At 70.5% G+C, this 15,926-nt stretch carries 13 protein-coding genes; 5 read left to right on the top strand and 8 right to left on the bottom strand.

Features of this window, described 5'->3' with window-relative positions:
• Positions 1-217: 217 nt before the first annotated feature.
• The 7 genes from L3078_RS29120 to L3078_RS29090 form a co-directional block, all read right to left on the bottom strand.
• Positions 218-1,270: a BMP family lipoprotein gene (locus L3078_RS29120; RefSeq protein WP_239756878.1), complete on the bottom strand. Its 1,053-nt coding sequence runs from the start codon at positions 1,268-1,270 to the stop codon at positions 218-220.
• A 343-nt stretch (positions 1,271-1,613) separates the two neighbouring features.
• Entirely contained in the window at positions 1,614-2,672 is a 1,059-nt protein-coding gene (locus L3078_RS29115) for a BMP family lipoprotein (protein WP_239756877.1), read from the bottom strand.
• Positions 2,673-2,982: 310 nt separating this feature from the next.
• Complete coding sequence (locus tag L3078_RS29110) at positions 2,983-4,236, bottom strand: amidohydrolase (protein WP_239760505.1); 1,254 nt, start codon at positions 4,234-4,236, stop codon at positions 2,983-2,985.
• A gap of 475 nt (positions 4,237-4,711) precedes the next feature.
• Positions 4,712-5,818, bottom strand: a complete 1,107-nt coding sequence (locus L3078_RS29105; RefSeq protein ID WP_239756876.1) for a hypothetical protein — start codon at positions 5,816-5,818, stop codon at positions 4,712-4,714.
• A gap of 56 nt (positions 5,819-5,874) precedes the next feature.
• A complete protein-coding gene (locus tag L3078_RS29100; protein ID WP_239756875.1) occupies positions 5,875-6,813 on the bottom strand; it encodes an N-acetylneuraminate synthase family protein in 939 nt (312 codons plus the stop codon).
• A gap of 14 nt (positions 6,814-6,827) precedes the next feature.
• Positions 6,828-8,129, bottom strand: a complete 1,302-nt coding sequence (locus L3078_RS29095; RefSeq protein ID WP_239756874.1) for an N-acylneuraminate cytidylyltransferase — start codon at positions 8,127-8,129, stop codon at positions 6,828-6,830.
• Positions 8,130-8,173: 44 nt separating this feature from the next.
• Entirely contained in the window at positions 8,174-9,553 is a 1,380-nt protein-coding gene (locus L3078_RS29090) for a DUF6716 putative glycosyltransferase (RefSeq protein ID WP_239756873.1), read from the bottom strand.
• Between the two features lie 198 nt (positions 9,554-9,751).
• Here L3078_RS29090 and L3078_RS29085 point away from each other — a divergent pair, with 198 nt between their 5' ends.
• The 5 genes from L3078_RS29085 (at position 9,752) to L3078_RS29065 (ending at position 15,139) form a co-directional block, all read left to right on the top strand.
• The gene (locus tag L3078_RS29085) at positions 9,752-10,729 is read left to right on the top strand and encodes a glycosyltransferase family 2 protein (RefSeq protein ID WP_239756872.1); all 978 of its coding nucleotides are present in this window, start codon (positions 9,752-9,754) and stop codon (positions 10,727-10,729) included.
• Positions 10,726-12,060 carry an alpha-2,8-polysialyltransferase family protein gene (locus L3078_RS29080; protein WP_239756871.1) on the top strand — a complete coding sequence of 445 codons (1,335 nt, stop codon included), beginning with the start codon at positions 10,726-10,728 and terminating at the stop codon, positions 12,058-12,060. The genes L3078_RS29085 and L3078_RS29080 overlap by 4 nt, the downstream gene beginning before the upstream one ends.
• Before the next feature lie 8 nt (positions 12,061-12,068).
• A complete protein-coding gene (locus tag L3078_RS29075) occupies positions 12,069-13,265 on the top strand; it encodes an acyltransferase family protein (protein WP_239756870.1) in 1,197 nt (398 codons plus the stop codon).
• Between the two features lie 177 nt (positions 13,266-13,442).
• The gene (locus tag L3078_RS29070) at positions 13,443-14,372 is read left to right on the top strand and encodes a class I SAM-dependent methyltransferase (protein WP_239756869.1); all 930 of its coding nucleotides are present in this window, start codon (positions 13,443-13,445) and stop codon (positions 14,370-14,372) included.
• A 305-nt stretch (positions 14,373-14,677) separates the two neighbouring features.
• Positions 14,678-15,139, top strand: a complete 462-nt coding sequence (locus L3078_RS29065) for a hypothetical protein (protein WP_239756868.1) — start codon at positions 14,678-14,680, stop codon at positions 15,137-15,139.
• Positions 15,140-15,263: 124 nt separating this feature from the next.
• On the opposite strand, the gene leuE is transcribed toward L3078_RS29065, so the two are convergent.
• Positions 15,264-15,917, bottom strand: coding sequence for a leucine efflux protein LeuE (leuE, locus tag L3078_RS29060; protein ID WP_239756867.1), 654 nt, complete (start codon positions 15,915-15,917; stop codon positions 15,264-15,266).
• Positions 15,918-15,926: the final 9 nt, after the last annotated feature.

Raw genomic sequence — 15,926 nt, 5'->3', positions numbered from 1 at the left:
GGGGGTCGTCTACGCGCGTAGCGCCCCTACGGCATCGAAATTGGGCGGCGACGCACCGGGACAACGGGGTACAGGGAGCGATACTCCCCGTGCCCCGTTGAGCGGACGTAACCCCGCGGTTACCGGCGACTTCGGGAGGGCCTCGGTGGTGTCCGAGACTCCCCCTCGATCGCCCGGCTGCTCGTGGTACGGCTGGGTCGGTCGGTGTCGACCTGGATCAGCTGGTCCTGACCTTGATCTCGCCGCCGATGATCTTCTCCTTGGCCGTGGCGATGGCCTCCTGGAGCTCGGTGTCGCTCTTGAACTTCGGGTTGGAGTCGGCGAGGCCGACCTCGCCGGTCTTCAGATCGCCCCTGACGATACCGGTCGCGGGCTTACCGTCCTCGACCGACTTCGCCAGGTTGTACACCGCCTTGGCGACGTCCTTCGTCGCCGAGGTCAGGATGGAGTCCTTGTACTTCGCGAGGGCTTCCTGCGCGTACTGGTCGGAGTCGACGCCGATCGCCCAGATCTTGTTCGCGGCGGCGGCCTCGATCACGCCCTGACCGGAGAGACCGGCCGCCGCGTACACGACGTCGGCCTTCTTCTCGATCTGGCCCTCGGCGGCGGTCTTGCCCTTGTCGGGGCTGGAGAAGCCGCCCTCCTCGGCCGTCTGGGTGAGGTACTGGGTGAGCACCTTGGCCTTGGGGTTGGTGTCCTTGACGCCCTGCTCGAAGCCCGCCTGGAACTTGTGGATCAGCGGGATGTCCACGCCGCCGACGAAGCCGACGGTGTTCGTCTTCGTGGACTTGGCCGCCGCGACACCGGCGAGGTACGAGGCCTGCTCCTCGGAGAAGACCAGGTCCGCGACGTTGTCCAGCTGGACCGTGGAGTCGTCGACGATGCCGAAGGTGGTGTCCGGGTACTGCTCGGCGGCGGCCTTCACGGCCGTCGCGTAGGCGTAGCCGACGCCGACGACCGGGTTGTAGCCCTGCTTGGCCAGGGAGACCAGGCGCTGCTCCTTGTCGGCGTCCGTCTCGCCCTCGGTGGGCTCGATGTCCTGCGTCTTGTACCCGAACTCCTCCTTCGCCCGCTCCAGGCCCGCGTAGGCCGCGTCGTTGAAGGACTGGTCGCCCTTGCCGCCGACGTCGTACGCGATGGCGAGGCCCAGGTCGCCCTTGGAGTCGGCGGACGACGAGGCGTCCGTCGAGGTGCCGCCGCAGGCGGTGAGGGCGAGGGCGAGGGAGGCGGTCGCTGCGCCCGCGACCGCGAGACGGGAAACCCGGCGCATGTGTGGTGCTCCTGTCGTACAGCGCCGGAGGGTACGGATCAGAGTACTGACCAGTAGTGCTTCACAGCATCGGCGCCTTATATGGCTTTCGCCGCAGAGTAACGCGCGTAGACCCTTCGGGTGAAGCCTGGTGGGCCGGGTTGTTATGGGGCCGTGTTGCAAGGGTGGCCGGGGGTTGGGGGGCGCGTGGTGGGGGGTGGATTCGGCCGGGTCGCGGCTGCGGGTGTGTTGTGGCTGGTCGCGCAGTTCCTCGCGCCCCTGAGGTACCCGGGCGGCACAAGTGAGCGGGGCGGGTGTACGTGTACACCCGCCCCGCCCGTCAGCACTTGCAGAGGTGTGACCGTTACTCGGTCTTCACCTTGATCGTGCCGTCGATGATTTCCTTCTTGGCCTTGGCGACCGCGTCCGTGAGGCCGGCGATCTCGCCCATCTTCGGGTTGGAGTCGGCGAGGCCCACGCCGTCGACCTTCAGGTCGAAGGTCTGGACGCCCTTGAGGGGCTTGTCGTCCTCGACGGACTTGGCGAGGGCGTAGACCGCGCCGCCGACGTCCTTGAGGGCGGAGGTGAGGATGTACTCCTTGTAGGGGGCCAGGGCCTCCTGGTTGTACTGGTCGGAGTCGACGCCGATCGCCCAGACCTTGGCCTTGGCGGCGGCCTCGATGACACCCTGGCCGGAGAGGCCGGCGGCCTGGTACAGGACGTCGGCGTTCTTCTCGATCTGGCCCTCGGCGGCGGCCTTGCCCTTGTCGGGGCTGGAGAAGCCGCCCTCCTCGGCCGTCTGGGTCAGGTACTGCGAGACGACCTTGACCTTGCCGCCGCTGGTGTCCTCGACGCCCTGCTTGTAGCCGGCCTCGAACTTGTGGATGAGCGGGATGTCGACGCCGCCCACGAAGCCCACGGTGTTCGTCTTGGTGGCCTTGGCGGCCGCGACACCGGCGAGGTAGGAGGCCTCCTGCTCGGCGAAGACGAGGGACGCGACGTTGTCGCCCTCGACGACCGAGTCCACGATGCCGAAGGTGGTGTCCGGGAACTGCTTGGACGCGGCCTCCATCGCGGGGCCGTAGGCGAAGCCGACACCGATGACCGGGTTGTAGCCCTGCTTGGCCAGGGACTCCAGACGCTGCTGCTTGTCGGCGTCCGTCTCGCCCTCGGTCGGCTCGATGTCCTCGGTCTGGTAACCGAACTCCTTCTGAGCCTTCTCCAGGCCCGCGTACGCGGCGTCGTTGAAGGACTGGTCGCCCTTGCCGCCGATGTCGTACGCGATCGCGAGGCCCTTTTCGCCCTTGGTGGTCTCGCTGTCGCCGTTGCCGCTCTCGCTGCTCGTGCCACCACAGGCCGTGGCGGCCAGCGCCAGCGACGCGACCCCCACCGCGACGCGGGTCAGTTTGGAAATCCGACGCATTTTGAAGTTCCCCATCTTCTCCAAAGCCCCGCAGCCGGGTGCTCAGTTCGGCGCACATTAACGCGCGTAGACACTCCTGGGAACGGGGTTTCGACTGGCCGTTATCCATTCGTGCCGGTGGCCGTTACGCCCTCGTGAACCAGGGGATCGAAAGGGACGAGTCGGGCACGGCACCTTCGCCGGCCCTCGCGATCCGTGCACATGGGGTGACTTCAGCGTGAAGGTGCGCGGTCCGTACGGGGGTCGTCCGGACACGCGCACCAGGCTGCCGCGAGGGTGGGCGGGGCGCAAGCCGAGGGGGCGGGAGGGGTTACCGGGCGGCCGCGTCGAGGACGCGCATCCGCGCGTCGAGGAGGGCGGCGGCGGTGAAGAGCTCCACGCCGACGGTGATGGCATGCTCGTCGGCGTCGAAGTCGCCCTGGTGGAGGTCGCGGACCGTGAGGTCGCCCGGGCGGCGGACACCCAGGCGGGCCATGGCGCCGGGGACGTGCTCCAGGTACCAGGAGAAGTCCTCGCCGCCGAGGCTCTGCTCGGTGTCCTCGACGGACTTCACGCCGCGCCGGGCCACCATCGAGTCGTGCAGCAGCTCGGTGACGACGGGGTCGTTGACGACCGGCGGGACGCCCCGGATGTAGTTGATCTCGGGCTTGGCGCGGTGCATGACCGCGACCTCCTGGACCGCCTCGTGGATCAGGTCGGGGGCCTGCCGCCAGGCGTTGATGTCCAGGCAGCGGACGGTGCCGGAGAGCTCGGCGTGCTGCGGGATGACGTTCGGCGCGTGGCCCGACTCGATGCGGCCCCAGGTCACGACGAGCCCGGCGCGGGCGTCGAAGCGGCGGGCGACCAGCGCGGGAACGTCGGTGACGACCCGGGCGGCGGCGGTGACGAGGTCGGTGGTGAGGTGCGGGCGCGCGGTGTGGCCGCCCGGACCGTCCAGGGAGAGCTCCAGCCGGTCGCAGGCCGAGGTGATGGGGCCGTGGCGCAGCCCGATGCGGCCAGCGTCGACGCGGGGGTCGCAGTGGACGGCGATGATCCGGCCGACGCCTTCGAGCGAGCCGGTCCTGATCACGTCCGCGGCGCCGCCGGGCAGCACCTCCTCGGCGGGCTGGAAGATCAGCCGGACGGGGCGGGGCAGCTCGCCCTTGCGGTGCAGGTCGGCGAGGACGAGGCCGGCGCCGAGGACGACGGTGGTGTGCACGTCGTGGCCGCAGGCGTGGGCGCGGTCCGGGACGGTGGAGCGGTAGTCGCAGTCCACCTTGGTGTCCGGGATGGGGAGGGCGTCGATGTCGGCGCGCAGCGCGAGCGCGGAGTGGTCGGCGCCGCTCCAGTCGCCGATGTCACAGATGAGTCCGGTTCCGCTGTCCAGCACGCGCGGCCTGAGCCCTGCCTTCTCCAGGCGGGCCTTGATGGCGGCGGTGGTGCGGAACTCCTGGTTGCCGAGCTCCGGGTGCATGTGCAAGTCGCGGCGGAACGCGACGAGTTCGGCACGCAGGGCTTCCGGCAACGTGCCGGGGAGCGACGCTTCGGCTTCCCCTGGCAGATCGGCCTCGGACTCTCGGGACATCAGTTGGTTCACCCTCTGAAGGGTAGGGCGATCGGGCGACCTTCTAACCCTCGATCAACAAAAAATCAGCCCGTAAGGGGAAGTTTTCCGGCCGCACAACGCATACGTATTGGCAGGGATGGGTATACCCGTCCGTCTTTCGGTGCGGGTGGCCCTCGGAGACGGGAGCGCCGGGTTTGCCCGCGAATCCCATCGTCTAAACGTTCGGGGGTGCCCGAACGATTCCCACACTCCACCCTTACCACGTATCCGCCGTCCCACGGTGGCGGAAGCGTCACCACCGCGCGACCGGTCGGCTACGTCATGTGTTCGACGAAACGGCCGGAACACTGCTGCTACAAGGCGGGACGGGTGCGGTGGCCTGCGGTTGTGGGCCCGCGCGGGGGCGCGGGCGGCGGGCGGATCGACCGGGTGGTTCCCGCGTGCCGAAGGTGACGGGGATCACGGGCGAGCGGGACGGGTCGCGCCGGTTCCCTCAGGCCGACGCCACCGACGACAGGCGGTGGACGTCGCGGGCCGTGCCCGTCACGCCGGACAGGAAGCCCTGGGCGCGGGGGGAGGCGTTCTCGGTGAGCCAGCTGGGGTCGATGTCGCAGACGGCGACGCGCACGTCCGTGCCGGCCAGGGCCAGGGGCAGGGTGTGGACGACCGTCGAGGGGAAGCTCAGGATCGTCCGGCCGATGGGGCCGCGGCGGGCGATGAGTTCCAGCGGGAGGTCGGGCCGGACGATCTCCAGGCCCGTCTCGGCGCCGAGGGTGTGGAGTTTCTCGGCGCTCTCGCGGCGGTGGGCGAAGTACCGGGTGGCGCCGTGGGCCTTCGCGAGGGAGCGGACGGCTTCGAGGTAGCGGTCGCCGTCGACCACGCCGGTCTCCACGAGGGAGGTGCCCACGAGGTCGGCGCCCTTGGTGATGCGGGGCGGGCCGAAGCGGGAGCGGGTCCAGGAGAAGTCGTTGGCGGTGACGGTGACGCCCTCGGGGGTCTCGTCGATCGGCATGGAGGAGAAGACCTCGACGCGCCGGCCGGGGGTCGGCGTGAGGCGCTTACGGGCCTTGGAGGAGACCGGGGCGAAGATCAGGTCGCGGGGGCCGGGGCGGCCGCCCTTGCGGTGCCAGCGCACGAGGCGTTCGCCCCGGGCCAGCTGGGAGACGAACTCCATGGTCGCGGTGCCGTCGTCGACGACGACCACGTCCGATGCCCGGGTGATGGTCAGCAGGAGCTGGACATACCGGGAGAAGGGGTCGCCCAGGACGATGCGGCGCGCCGCGCGCAGCAGCGGGGCGAGGCCGCCGACGGTGCGGAAGGGGGCGGCGGTGCCGCCGCGCGCCTCCTCCCAGCGCACGTCGTGGCCCTCGTCCCGGGCCAGCTCCGCCATGCGGCGCAGCTGGCCCCGGGTCATGGGGTCGTTCGGCGACAGGATCACCAGGGTGAGCCCCGCGCCACCGGAACCGAAGGGCCCCGCGGCGGGGTCCTCGGGGGTGCCGAGGGCGTGGGTGTGCGCCCACTCCAGCACGTTCAGGAGCTGTACCGGGCTCTCGACGAAGGCGAGAGTGTGGGGGCCGGCGGTTCCGGTGCGGGGGCTCATCGACGTATGTCCGTCGCTTCCGTGAGTACGGATCTACTGGTGGCCGGGGCCGAGGGTCAGACGCCGACCGGCTCGCCCGCCGCCACGGCGATCTCCGCCTCGGCGACGACGCCGGTGACACGGCGCAGCTTCTTCATGGGGCCGAGCTCGGACTCGTAGACCTTCTTGACGCCGTCGCCGAGGGAGGCCTCGATGGTGCGGATGTCGCGGACCAGACGGGTCAGGCCCTGGGGCTCGACGGAGGCGGCCTGGTCGGAGCCCCACATGGCGCGGTCGAGGGTGATGTGGCGCTCGACGAAGGTGGCGCCGAGGGCGACGGCGGCGAGGGTGGTCTGCAGGCCCGTCTCGTGGCCGGAGTAGCCGATCGGGACGTTCGGGTACTCGGCCTGGAGGGTGTTGATGACGCGGAGGTTCAGCTCCTCGGCCTTCGCCGGGTACGTCGAGGTGGCGTGGCAGAGCAGGATGTTGTCGGAGCCGAGGACCTCGACCGCGTGGCGGATCTGCTTCGGGGTCGACATGCCGGTGGAGAGGATGACCGTGCGGCCGGTGGCGCGCAGGGCGCGCAGCAGCTCGTCGTCGGTCAGGGAGGCGGAGGCCACCTTGTGGGCGGGGACGTCGAACTTCTCCAGGAAGGCGACGGCCTCGGTGTCCCACGGGGAGGCGAACCAGTCGATGTTCTTGCTCTTGGCGTACTCGTCGATCTGGCGGTACTCGTCCTCACCGAACTCCACACGGTGGCGGTAGTCGATGTAGGTCATGCGGCCCCAGGGGGTGTCGCGCTCGATGTCCCACTGGTCGCGGGGGGTGCAGATCTCGGGGGTGCGCTTCTGGAACTTGACCGCGTCGCAGCCGGCCTCGGCGGCGGCGTCGATCAGCTTGAAGGCGTTCTCCAGCTCACCGTTGTGGTTGATGCCGATCTCACCGACGACGTAGACGGGGTGACCCGGGCCGGCGGTCTTCGAACCGAACGTGCGCAGACGGGAGTTGGTGCTCATGACTGAGGATTTCCTTACTTGGTGAGGGAGTCGAGAGAGTCGAGGGAGGGGCCGAGGATCCAGCCGGCGATCTCCCGGATCGCGCCTTCACCGCCGGGGACGGTGGTGACCGCGCGTGCGGCGCCGCGTACGACGTCGTGGGCGCTGCCGACCGCCACGGGCCAGCCCACGAGGGCGAAGCACGGGAGGTCGTTGACGTCGTTGCCGACGTAGAGCACGCGCTCCGGCGCGATGCCCTGCTCCTCGCACCACTGCTTCAGTGCGAGGTCTTTCCGGTCGATGCCGTGGAGGACCGGGATCTGCAGCTTCCGGGCCCGTGCGGCGACGACCGGGTTCTGTTCCGTGGACAGGATGAGCATCTTCAGGCCGCTCCTGCGGAGGGCCGCGATGCCGAGTCCGTCGCCGCGGTGCACGGAGACGAACTCCCGTCCGTCGGAGTCGATCAACACCCGGTCGTCGGTCTGGGTGCCGTCGAAGTCGAGGACTACGGCGTCGATGTCGTCGTAGGTGGGGAGGGCGCCGGGGCGGTTCGCGTCGAAGAGCGGTGCGAGGGCCTGGGCGCGGGCGAGGTCGTGCGGGTCGTCGATCTCCAGGACCCGGGCGGGGTCGGTGCGGACGAGTTCCGTCCGGCCGAAGAAGCGGTGCTGGTGCTTGCGCAGTCCGGCCGCGTCCATGGCGTAGGCGGCGCCGGTCTCCAGCAGGTCCTGCGGGCGGTCCTGGCGCCGGGGGCGGAAGGACTTGTCGTGGTTGACGCCGTAGCCGCCGGCGGTGTCGGTGGGTTCCGGCGTCTCACCGGCCACGGCTCCCGGGTGGGCGGCCTCGGCGGTCGCGGGCTCGTCGGCGGTGTCCCGCCAGATGAAGCCGTGGAACGGGGCGACGGTGAGGGAGGTGTCGGCGCCGTGCTCGACGACGGCCCGGGCCACGCCGTCGATGTCCTCGCGGAGGATGAACGGGCTGGTGCACTGGACGAGGAGGACGACGTCGACCGGGGCGCCGTGCCGGGACTCGTGGGCGTCCAGGGCGTGCAGGACGGCGGCCTCGGAGGTGGCGGTGTCGCCGGCGATGGCGGCGGGACGCAGGACCACCTCGGCGCCGGACTCACGGGCGGCGGCGGCGATGGCGTGGTCGTCGGTGGAGACGACGACGTCCGTCACCAGCTGGGCGGCGAGGCACTCGCGGACCGCGCGGGCCACCAGCGGGACGCCGCCGACGGGGGCGAGGTTCTTCGCGGGGACGCCCTTGGAGCCGCCGCGCGCGGGGATCACGGCGAGGACGCGGCGGGCGGAAGGCGCTTGGCCCGCTTCCGGGTGGGACATGTCGGGAACTCCTTGCGGCTCTTGCGAGGCGGAGGGGCGGCGGCTCACAGCTCCCCCATCCGGCGGATGACGGGCGCCACGCGCTGCACCCCGTGGCGGTAGGCGCCGCGTGCGGCCCGGCGCACGATCTGCCGTACGGGTCCGGCCTGCCGGTCGGCGGCGGGCGCCCCGGGCAGCGGTGTTCCGTCGGGGCCGAGGTGGTGGCGGGCGAGGATGCCGGGGAGGTAGCCGGGCGCGGTGACGGGCGTGTAGTACGGGGCGAGGGGCGGCAGTTCGGGCGCCGCGACCAGCTTCGCGATGCGGGTGCGGGCCGCGTCGAAGGCGGTGGCGTACGAGCCCTGCCCGGAGGCCGTCCCGGAGGTGCCGCCGGCGGCGACGCCCTGCCGGGCCACCCACTCCGGGTCCGGCGCCGGCTCGTACCCGGCGTCCAGCTGGTCCCAGGAGGCGAGGCAGCCCGAGCCCACGAAGTGGTGGTTGCCGAGGGTCTCGCGGATCCCGAGGTCGGTGAGGACGACGGTGGGGATCCGGCGGTGCAGCGACTCCAGGGCGGCCGTGGAGCTGACGGTGACCAGCAGGTCGGTGGTGTCGAGGACCTCGCCCATGTTCCCGTACGAGAGGCGGAAGTTGGCCGGCAGACCGCCGGGGAGCTTCTCCGCCAGCTTCTGGTAGGGGAGTTCCTCGATGTGCGTGGTGTGCTCGCCCGGCTTGGAGCGCAGCTTCAGCAGCACCTGGCGGTCCGGGTGCAGCCTCGCGTGCTGGACGAGGCGGTTCAGCAGGTACGTCCGGTCCTTGCGGTTGTCCGGGACGGACGGCTGGACGGCGAAGACGACCGTGTAGGGGTCCCGGGTGCCGGTGTACGGGCTGCCGCCCAGGAACGGCAGGGCGACCTCGGTGACCGAGGAGGCGTCCGCGCCCACGCCCTCGTACACGGCCCGGAAACGGTCCGCGTCCTGGCGGGAGTTGGCGAGGACGAGGTCCGCGCCGTGCCGCAGCAGCAGACCGTCGGCGAGCTTCTCGTAGACGACACCGACGTAACCGGTGACGACCACGGGCCGCTTCGTGCGCCCCGCCCAGGCCCGGCGCAGGCCGTGCAGCATCGCCTGGACGCCCCCGCCGACGAGGGAGAGCACGACGACGTCGTACGCGTCCTCGTGAGCGTTCTCGTCGGTGCCGTCCTTCGTGGCCTCCTTCATGGTGCGCAGGAATTCGAGGCCGGTCACCTCGCGCAGGGAGTCGGGGCGGACGCCGACCTCCTGGAGCTGGCGGGCGGTGGGGGTGGCTCGGCCGCGCAGGAGGAAGCCGTCCAGGCGGATGTCCGCGTTCTCCGGAGCGAGACGGGTCGCGGTGAGCGCGCCCCATTTCCACCGGGTGTCGGAATCCGCGAGTACGGCGACTCGCAGGCCGTTCGTAGCACTTGCTGGCACATCGAAGACGCTAGGAAGCGATTCCGTTGAACGGCCCAACCCGAATACAACAAAGGGTTAACAGCACATCGCCGAACGGCGAATCGGGGCGCGAATGGCACCGGAAAGCATCTGGTTCACGGTTCCGCCACGCGTCGTTCACCTGACATCAAGCAGGTGGTCAAGACGAATGCCGGAGGGCCGCCTAACGTCACGGGGGTGGTCAAGCTCTCCGTCATCGTGCCGTTCTACAACGTGCAGCAATACGCGCCCGACACCCTGAAGAGCCTCGGAGCCAACGCTCGTGAGGACTTCGAATTCATTCTCGTCGACGACTGCTCCCGCGACGAGACACCGGACATTCTCGCGCGCGCGGAGCGCGAGCTGCCGGGGGCGGTGTACGTCAGACACGAGAAGAACGGAGGACTGGCGACCGCGCGCAACACGGGCATCGACAAGGCCCGCGGCGAGTACCTCACGTTCCTCGACGGGGACGACTGGCTCGCCCCCGGGTACTACCCTCAACTGCTCGGTGCCATCGAGGAGTTGGGCTGCGACTTCGTGCGTACGGACCATGTCCAGTGCACCGCGCGGGCCCGCTCGATCCACCGCGTGCCCAACGGGCGGCGCGGCGTGGTGATGAACCCGCGCGACGCGATCCTGCCCGCGGACCGCTCGACCTCCGTCGACTACGCGTTCGCCTGGGCGGGCATCTACCACCGCCGACTGGTCGACAAGGGTGTGCTGCACTTCACCCACGGGCTGCGCACGGCCGAGGACCGGCCGTGGATCTGGAAGCTCCACCGGGAGGCCGATTCGTTCGCCACGGTGGGGCTGCTCGGCGTCTTCTACCGGCGCGGTGTGGCCTCTTCGCTGACCCAGATCGGCGACGTACGACAGCTCGATTTCATTCGCGCATTCGACCAGGTCATCGCGGAGACCGCGCAGGACCGGGACGCGGACCAGCTTCTCCCCAAGGCCGTGCGCACTTATTGCGCGATTATCTCCCACCATTTGGGATCCATCGAAAGGTTCGAGCCGGCGGTGGCACGGAAACTCAAGTCGATGAGCGCGGTCGCGCTGCGCAGAATGCCGCAGGACGTGCTCGACGACGCCCTCGACTCCATGGACGTCCAGCGCGCCACCCGGCTGCGCCGGCTGCGCCGCCGTCCCGCCGCCTCGGGGGTCGCCGCATGACCACGCAGATCTTCATGGCGTCCACGCTGTACGGCGCGGCCACGCTGGCCGCCGCCCTGGACACCGAGTGCTTCCGCCCCGCCTCCCGGCGCATCCTGCTGGTCTCCAACAACGCGGCGACCCCGGAGACGGCCCCCGGCCCGGACGAGATGCCCGGCTTCGAGCGGCTGCGCTCCCGCTTCGACGAGGTGATCTCCTGGAACGAGACCATCTCCCCCTTCCACCCCGGCGGTTGGTCCCCCCGCATGGACGACGTCCCGCTGTGGGAGCGGCATCTGCGGCTGCTGTGGAACCTCGGCGACGACGACGTCGAACTGGCCGTGGAGTCCATCCAGGTCCACCCGGCGCTCGGCGTCGCCCAGATCTTCACCGGCGCGCCCGTGACCGTGTACGCCGACGGTCTGATGAGCTACGGTCCCACCCGCAACAAGATCGACCCGCTGGTGGGGACGAGGATCGACCGGCTCCTCCACCTGGACCTGGTGCCGGACCTCAAGCCGCTGCTGCTCACCGAGTTCGGCGTCGAGGCGGAGATCGTGCCGACGGACGCCTTCGTGAAGGTGCTGGCCGAACTCGTCGACACGGGCGACGAGTTGCCCGCGATCGAGGAGCCCGCGCTGCTGCTCGGCCAGTACCTCTCCGCGCTCGGCATCCTCACCGCCGAGGAGGAGGAGGCCCTCCACGTACGGATGCTGAAGGGTGCCGTCGCGCTCGGGCACTCCAAGGTCGTGTTCAAGCCGCACCCCAGCGCCCCGGCCCGCTGGTCGCGCGGACTGGAGAAGGAGGCGGAGCGGCTCGGCGCCGACCTGACCGTGCTGGACACGCCGGTCCTCGCCGAGGTGCTCTACCAGCGGATGCGTCCGGCCCTGGTCGTCGGCTGCTTCTCGACGGCCCTGCTCACCGCCTCCGCGCTGTACGGCCTCCCGGTCGCCCGCGTCGGCACGGGCACGCTGCTGGACCGGCTCGCCCCGTACGAGAACAGCAACCGGGTGCCCGTCACGATCGTGGACGCGCTGCTGCCGGAGCTGGGTGACGCGGCGGCGGTCGCCTCGCAGCGGCCGAGCGCGGCGGTGTCCGACCTCAACAGCCTGGTCCGGGCGGTGGGGTTCGCGATGCAGTCGAAGATCTACCCGTCGCTGCGGGCGGAGACCGAGGCGTATCTGACGCGGCATCTGAGCACGCACACGCTGCGGTACTTCAAGCGGCGGCGGCTGACCTCGCTCGGGCTGCCCGGTGGGATTCCGGTGCAGCTCGCGTTCATTCCGCGTAACGCGACGGTGCGCAGGGTCGCTCGGCGGGCCCGGTCGCTCAAGCGGGCGACGCTGGGATGAGCTCTGCGGTGACCTCTTCCACACAGACCGATGATCGTGTCGAGTCTGAAGTGCGGGCCGGTGAGGGCTTGTCGCGCCCCGCGGCGGAGCCGCACATCGACGCGGCCCCGCGCCCCTTGGGGGGCGCGGCAGCGGGCGCCCGTCGATCGGCGCCCCGGCTCTACGCTCTCGACGGGCTGCGGCTGATAGCCGCCCTGTCCGTCGCCGCCTATCACTACGGTGGGCGGGACGGGGAGATCGCGAAGGCATGGGGGGCGTCGCCCTCCGTGCAGTTCCCCACCGCCCACAGCTGGCTCGCCTACGGCTGGGCCGGTGTGCAGGCGTTCTTCGTGATCAGCGGGTTCGTGATCTGTGCCAGCGGCTGGGGCCGTTCGGTGCAGGCGTTCTTCGCCTCCCGTGCGTCCCGGCTGCTGCCGGCGTACTGGGCGGCGGTGATCCTGGTGGCGGCGGTGTTCGCGCTGCCGGGGCTCTCGTACGCGCGCGTGTCGGTCAGTGAGTTCCTGGTGAACCTCACGATGCTGCAGATGCCGCTCGGCGCGGACCGCGTCCTCGGTGTCTGCTGGACGCTGTGGGCGGAGGTCCGCTTCTACGTCCTGTTCGCGTTGTGCGTGGTGCTGCCCGGGGTAACCCGCAAACGGGTGATCTGGTTCTGCGGCGGCTGGACCCTGGCCTCGGTCATCGCGCAGGGCTCGGGCGAACCGCTGCTGGACATGATCCTGATGCCGGAGTACGCGTCCCTGTTCATCGGCGGCATGGGCCTGTATCTGGTACACCGCGACCGCCGGGACACCGCCGCCTGGCTGATCGTGGTCTTCAGTCTGCTGCTGAGCCAGTACCAGACGGTCGAGGCGATGTGGCACGCCCCGAACCCCGACTACTTCTCCTACCGCTCCCAGCTCGGCATCGCCCTCGCCGTCGCCGTCGGCTTCGTGGCCGTGGGTGCCGTGGCGCTGGGGCTGCTCAACCGCGTCAACTGGCCCTGGCTGACCACCGCGGGGGCCCTGACGTACCCCTTCTACCTCGTGCACGAGCACCTGGGCTGGCCGGTGGTCCAGGGACTGCACCAGAGGCTGGGTGTTCCGTCGCTCCTGACCGTCGTGCTCACCGTGGCGCTGATGCTGGGGCTCGCCTGGCTGCTGCACCGGTGGGTCGAACGTCCGTTGCAGCCGCTGCTGCGGGCGTCGCTCGGTGGACGCCGCCGCTGAACGGTCCCGGAACCTGGAATTGGCCCACTGTTCATGCGACGCGAGGATTCGAAAACCCCTCCGGGGAGAGGCTCCGCAGCATCCTTGACCGGGCCAAAGGCATCTCATAGGTTCCAGGCCCGTTCGCCTGTTCGCCTCGTCGACGCAAGAAGGTCTTCTGTCCTCATGGCCTCTGAAATGACCTCTGAACACGGCACGATCCGACTCCCCCGGGAACTCGACGACGTTCCCGGCTGGTTCCCGGTGCTCGACCAACTGCTCTTCGACTGGTTCCTGAACCGACAGGAGGTCGCGGGCGAGAGGGGCGACCTCCTGGAGGTCGGCGTCTACATGGGCAAGAGCGCCATCTTCCTCGGCCGCCACCTCCAGGAGGGCGAGGCCTACACGGTCTGCGACCTCTTCGAGAGCGACGCACCGGACGACGCCAACGCGGCGGAGGCCACCAAGTCGTACCGCAGCACGCTCACCCGTCGGGCCTTCGAGGCGAACTACCTCTCCTTCCACGACGAGCTGCCCCGGGTCCTCCAGGGCCCCAGCTCGATCGTCCCGGGGGAGGTGAAACCGCGCTCCTGCCGGTTCGTGCACATCGACGCCTCGCACCTGTACGAGCACGTCGAGGCCGACATCACCGCCGCGCGGGACATACTCCTGCCCGGCGGGCTGGTCGTCCTCGACGACTTCCGCTCGGAGCACACGCCCGGCGTCTCCATCGCCGCGTGGGAGGCCGTCCTCAACCGGGGCCTCAACCCCGTCTGCCTCAGCACGCAGAAGCTCTACGGCACCTGGGACGATCCCGAGCCCCTCCAGGAGGCGCTGCTCGCCATGGTCGCGGACCGGGACGACTGCCACCTCAGCAAGCAGCAGGCCGCCGGGCACCGCATTCTGCGCCTCAAGTCCAAGGGCATGAAGGCCCCGGAGTTCCCGAAGTCCCGCCACTGGACCGAGCCCGAGCCGCCGGCTCCCGCCCCGGTGGCTCCCGCGCCCCAGCCCCCGGCCCGCCGCCGCCCACCGCGCAGCACGGCCCGCAGGCTGGCGGCGGACCTGCTGCCGCCGGTGGTGACGAGGGCGATCAGGAAGGCGAGGGCGGCACGTCGGCCGGTGGGGTGACGGGCGGGGCGGTGGCGCGGGGCGGTCGTGCGCTGAGGGCGGGGCGGTGAGGGCGGGGCGGTGATGCCGGCGTGGTTCTGTGGACGACTCCTCCCGACGGCGTCCCACAGACATCCCACCGACGTCCCACAGGCGTCCCACAGGCATCCCGTTTCCGCAGGTCACAGGGGCGAGATGGTCTCACTGTCCCGGTAGGGCGGCAGCTGTTGCCAGGGGTTCTCGGCGTCCTCGAACCTGTGGGTGTCCGGCGCGGCATCGCGCGGCGTCACCCCCCACTCGCACAGTCACCCACCAAAGGAACGCTTGTGAAGAACCCCCTTGCGGGCCGCACCGTCGCGGCCCTGACCGTCCTGATCAGCAGCGGCGCCCTGGTCGCCGTCCCCGCCTCGGCGGCCTCGGCCACCGAGGCCGACTGCGACGGCATCGCCGTCGTCGGCGTCTTCAGGGCCGTCGAGTCAGGAGCCTCGTTCACCTTCAACGGCCGCCGTGTCGAACTGCAGAACGAGTCGGCGCTCGACCGCTACAGCCGCGCGGAGATCAAGTCCGGGCGCAAGGCCGGCGACCGGCTGTGGGTCGACCGCAGCCACCGCTCGTTCCCCGACTTCAAGGGCACGGTCACCGATCAGCAGGCCAAGCGCGACGGCTGGAAGATGTGCGGCCCCTACACCGGCAGCCGCACCCAGTCCGTCTTCAACGCCAACTACGCCGCCCGCGCCTGTGGCGAGTTCGACGGCGTCACCAAGTGCGGCAAGTGGTGGGTGGACTGAGCTGAACGGGCTCAACAAGCAGGACCGAACTGAATCGAGCTGAACAGGGCGAAGCCTCGCGGGGCTTCGCCCTCACTCTTCGACGCCTTCCGCGGTCCGCGGTCGCGGCCCGCGCCGGCCCCTGCTACGCGCTGCTCGCCAGCGACAGCTTGACCGCGAAACCCAGGAACAGGGCCCCCGCCGCCGAGGTCGCCCCCGCCGACAACCGCTTGCGGCGGCGGAACGTGGCGGCCAGCCTGGTGCCGCTGAATATCAGCGCGCTCAGATAGAGGAAGCTGGCGAGCTGGGCGAAGGCGCCGAGGACCACGAAGGAGAGCGCCGGATAGGCGTATCCCGGGTCCACGAACTGCACGAAGAAGGCGACGAAGAACAGAATCGCCTTCGGGTTCAGCAGACTGATCACCAGGGCCCGCCGGAACGGCCGTTCGCCCTCCGCGACCTCGTCGTCCGGCCCCTCCACGACCCGCTCGCGACGGCTCCGCCACATCCCCCACGCGGCCCGCAGCATCCCGATCGCCAGCCACGACAGATACCCGGCACCCGCGTACTTCACGATCCCGAACAGCACGGCGTTGGCCTGCAACAGCGAGGCCACCCCCGCCGCCGACAACGTCATCAGCACGGTGTCCCCGACCCACACGCCGGCGGCGGCCCGGTACCCGGTCCGTATCCCGCGCCGGGCGGCCACGGACAGCACGTAGAGGGAGTTGGGCCCGGGCAGGAGCACGATCAGGACGAGGCCCGCCAGGTAGGTGGGGAGGTCGACGACACCGAACATGAAAGGGAG

Source organism: Streptomyces deccanensis, from assembly GCF_022385335.1.
Lineage (GTDB): Bacteria > Actinomycetota > Actinomycetes > Streptomycetales > Streptomycetaceae > Streptomyces > Streptomyces deccanensis.
The sequence above is the reverse complement of the archived record's forward strand: the minus strand, read 5'-3'. Positions and strand labels throughout refer to the sequence as shown.

Coding starts and splice junctions, on each gene's coding strand:
- L3078_RS29095 (WP_239756874.1), bottom strand. CDS start 8,129: ATGTCCCACCCGGAAGCGGGCCAAGCGCCTTCCGCCCGCCGCGTCCTC.
- L3078_RS29100 (WP_239756875.1), bottom strand. CDS start 6,813: ATGAGCACCAACTCCCGTCTGCGCACGTTCGGTTCGAAGACCGCCGGC.
- L3078_RS29110 (WP_239760505.1), bottom strand. CDS start 4,236: ATGTCCCGAGAGTCCGAGGCCGATCTGCCAGGGGAAGCCGAAGCGTCG.
- L3078_RS29115 (WP_239756877.1), bottom strand. CDS start 2,672: ATGCGTCGGATTTCCAAACTGACCCGCGTCGCGGTGGGGGTCGCGTCG.
- L3078_RS29070 (WP_239756869.1), top strand. CDS start 13,443: ATGACCTCTGAACACGGCACGATCCGACTCCCCCGGGAACTCGACGAC.
- L3078_RS29120 (WP_239756878.1), bottom strand. CDS start 1,270: ATGCGCCGGGTTTCCCGTCTCGCGGTCGCGGGCGCAGCGACCGCCTCC.
- leuE (WP_239756867.1), bottom strand. CDS start 15,917: ATGTTCGGTGTCGTCGACCTCCCCACCTACCTGGCGGGCCTCGTCCTG.
- L3078_RS29080 (WP_239756871.1), top strand. CDS start 10,726: ATGACCACGCAGATCTTCATGGCGTCCACGCTGTACGGCGCGGCCACG.
- L3078_RS29105 (WP_239756876.1), bottom strand. CDS start 5,818: ATGAGCCCCCGCACCGGAACCGCCGGCCCCCACACTCTCGCCTTCGTC.